Below are 3,160 nucleotides of genomic sequence, written 5' to 3' on the forward strand. Positions count from 1 at the left end.
GGAAAGTGTCAACCTTATTTAGGACGGCACAGTAGATACAAAAAAGGCTTGGTTTTCACCAAGCCTTTTTCTGTTCAGTCATAGTAATACATCAAAGAATTACTTAGTACCGAAGATCTTATCACCAGCATCGCCTAGACCCGGAACGATGTAGCCTTTGTCATTAAGCTTCTCATCGATTGCCGCAGTGTATAGCTCAACATCTGGGTGTGCTTTTTCTAGCGCTTCAATACCTTCTGGTGCAGCAACAAGTACCAGCACTTTGATTTGGTTACAACCTTTCTCTTTTAGGAGATCGATCGTAGCAATCATAGAACCACCTGTTGCAAGCATTGGGTCAACAACAAGCGCAATACGCTCCTCGATGTTTGAAGCAAGCTTGTTGAAGTAAGGAACTGGCTCAAGCGTTTCTTCATCACGGTAAATACCCACAACACTGATACGTGCGCTTGGCATGTGCTCAAGAACTCCATCCATCATGCCTAGACCTGCACGTAGGATTGGCACTACGGTTACTTTTTTACCTTTAATCTGGTCTACTTCTACCGGACCGTTCCAACCATCAATGGTCACTTTTTCTGTTTCAAAGTCTGACGTTGCTTCGTAAGTAAGTAGGCTACCGACCTCAGTCGCTAACTCACGAAAACGTTTTGTGCTGATGTCACCTTCTCTCATTAGACCAATTTTATGTTTTACTAGAGGGTGCTTTACTTCAACAACTTTCATGTCCATCTCCGGCTATAGTTGGCAATATTTAAACAAACCTTCAGATTATACATGATTTTCACAGGGATATCAGGATAAATCACTAAAGAAAAAAACAGACGCAAACGTTTGCTATCTATGTTTAAGCACTGTTAGAATAGCGCCGTTTTCATATCCAACTTAATACCGAGGACTTCCCTGTGAGTGGTAACAACTCTTCTCTTAGCTATAAAGACGCTGGTGTAGATATTGATGCAGGCAACGCGCTTGTGGATCGTATTAAGGGTGCGGTAAAACGTACTCGTCGCCCTGAAGTTATGGGTGGTATCGGTGGTTTTGGCGCGCTATGCGAATTGCCAACTAAATACAAACAACCTGTACTGGTTTCTGGTACTGATGGCGTTGGCACAAAACTTCGCCTAGCACTGGATATGAACAAGCACGACACGATTGGCATCGACCTAGTGGCAATGTGTGTAAATGATCTTATCGTGCAAGGCGCAGAGCCACTGTTTTTCCTAGATTACTACGCAACAGGCAAACTAGACGTTGATACCGCAGCGGATGTTGTTTCAGGTATCGCAGAAGGGTGTGTTCAAGCAGGTTGTGCCCTAATTGGTGGCGAAACTGCGGAGATGCCTGGCATGTATGAAGGCGAAGACTACGACGTAGCTGGTTTCTGTGTTGGCGTAGTAGAAAAAGAAGACGTGATTGACGGCACGAAAGTCGCTGCTGGTGATGCACTTATCGCTGTTGGTTCAAGCGGCCCACACTCAAACGGTTACTCCCTTATCCGTAAGATCCTAGAAGTATCTGGTGCAGATAAGAGCGAAGAGCTAGCAGGCCGCACTATTGGTGAGCACCTACTAGAACCAACAAAAATTTACATCAAGTCAGCACTTAAGATGATTGAGAAACACGACATCCATGCGATTTCTCATATCACTGGTGGTGGTTTCTGGGAAAACATCCCACGCGTACTGCCTGAAGGCACGAAAGCAGTTATCGATGGTAACAGTTGGGAATGGCCAGTTATCTTCAAGTGGCTACAAGAGAAAGGCAACGTCGACACACACGAAATGTACCGCACATTCAACTGTGGTGTAGGTCTAATCGTCGCACTACCGAAAGACCAGGCAGATGCAGCAGTTGCTCTTCTTAAAGAAGAAGGCGAAAACGCGTGGGTGATTGGTCAAATCGCACAAGCAGACGCGAACGAAGAGCAAGTTGAAATCCAATAATTTGCAAATCGAGCTCAAAAGATAAGAAGAATGAGGACACTAGATGACTAGGTCCTCATTTTGCTATCTAGAACACTAAAAACCATTCTATTAGTAGGTAGTTTAGAAGCTACATAACTCCAACCTACAATACCAAGGCGCTCTCGACATCATGAAAAACCATACCCTAAAAAACATTGTGGTCCTCATCTCGGGTAACGGAAGTAACCTGCAAGCTATCTTGGAAGCTTGCGAAGACAGCATGCCAAACGCACGAGTGGCAGCCGTGTTCTCTAACAAAGCAGATGCTTTTGGTTTAGAACGTGCAAAAAAGTTTGATGTGGACGGTCACTTTGTCGACCCTAAAGCATTCAGCTCGCGTGAAAGCTTTGATGCAGAGCTAATGAGTCAAATAGATGAATACCAACCAGACGTGATTATTCTTGCTGGTTACATGCGCATTCTGAGCAGCGCATTTGTTTCTCATTACATGGGTAAGATGATCAATATCCACCCTTCTCTTCTACCAAAATATCCTGGGCTACACACACACCAGAGAGCAATTGATGCTGGCGATAAAGAACATGGTACGAGTGTGCACTTTGTAACGGAAGAGCTTGATGGTGGCCCTGTCATACTGCAAGCAAAAGTTCCTGTGTTCGAAGACGATGATGCTAGTGTACTTGCGGCACGTGTTCAGGCGCAGGAGCACCGAATCTACCCTATGGTGGCTAAGTGGCTGGTAGACGAGCGGTTGATCATGAAGGATGGTAAAGCCTATTTAGATGGCGCAGAGCTTGGCGTACATGGGTACGCCTCAGATGAGTAGCCCTGAATAATAAACTCCAAGCACAAAAGAGCAGCCTGAGGGCTGCTCTTGGTTGTTTTAATACTTATAAACTTGATTCAAGAAAACCATGGTGAGACTAGAAACCTAAAACCCAGCATTCTAAAAAATCCCATAACCACTTGAGTAACATAACACTCGGAAAGTAGATTCTGCATCTGGTTCGTTCTTCACCGTTCAGACTGACGAGGTGTTTTATGAGAAATTTCTATCAGTTACGTCTTTACAGCAAGCCTTAGCGAGACTAGGACTCTACTACCAGCACTCTAGAAAGTAAGAATGCTCATCCGTATCCGCCCTCGGTTTAAAACGCATAAAAATAAAGCTCGCGATTAAGCGAGCTTTATTTTTACATTCTGTGCCGTCCTAAATAAGGTTGACACTTTCT

General features: G+C 44.5%; 3 protein-coding genes. 2 read left to right on the forward strand and 1 reads right to left on the reverse strand.

The annotated features are described in order from the left end of the window. Positions 1–99: 99 nt before the first annotated feature. A complete protein-coding gene (upp, locus tag R7044_RS23890; protein WP_005380401.1) occupies positions 100–726 on the reverse strand; it encodes a uracil phosphoribosyltransferase in 627 nt (208 codons plus the stop codon). Positions 727–905: 179 nt separating this feature from the next. Between upp and purM the strand changes: the two genes are divergently transcribed. Further along, the gene (gene purM, locus R7044_RS23895) at positions 906–1,946 is read left to right on the forward strand and encodes a phosphoribosylformylglycinamidine cyclo-ligase (protein ID WP_005389861.1); all 1,041 of its coding nucleotides are present in this window, start codon (positions 906–908) and stop codon (positions 1,944–1,946) included. Between the two features lie 151 nt (positions 1,947–2,097). After that, positions 2,098–2,754 (forward strand): phosphoribosylglycinamide formyltransferase, encoded by a 657-nt coding sequence (purN, locus tag R7044_RS23900; RefSeq protein ID WP_005394347.1) that lies wholly within the window; start codon positions 2,098–2,100, stop codon positions 2,752–2,754. Positions 2,755–3,160 lie beyond the last annotated feature (406 nt).

This window comes from Vibrio sp. 1402 (assembly GCF_033340275.1).

Excerpts from the sequence above, each read along its gene's own strand:
- upp (WP_005380401.1), bottom strand. The coding sequence starts at position 726 with ATGAAAGTTGTTGAAGTAAAGCACCCTCTAGTAAAACATAAAATTGGT.
- purN (WP_005394347.1), top strand. The coding sequence starts at position 2,098 with ATGAAAAACCATACCCTAAAAAACATTGTGGTCCTCATCTCGGGTAAC.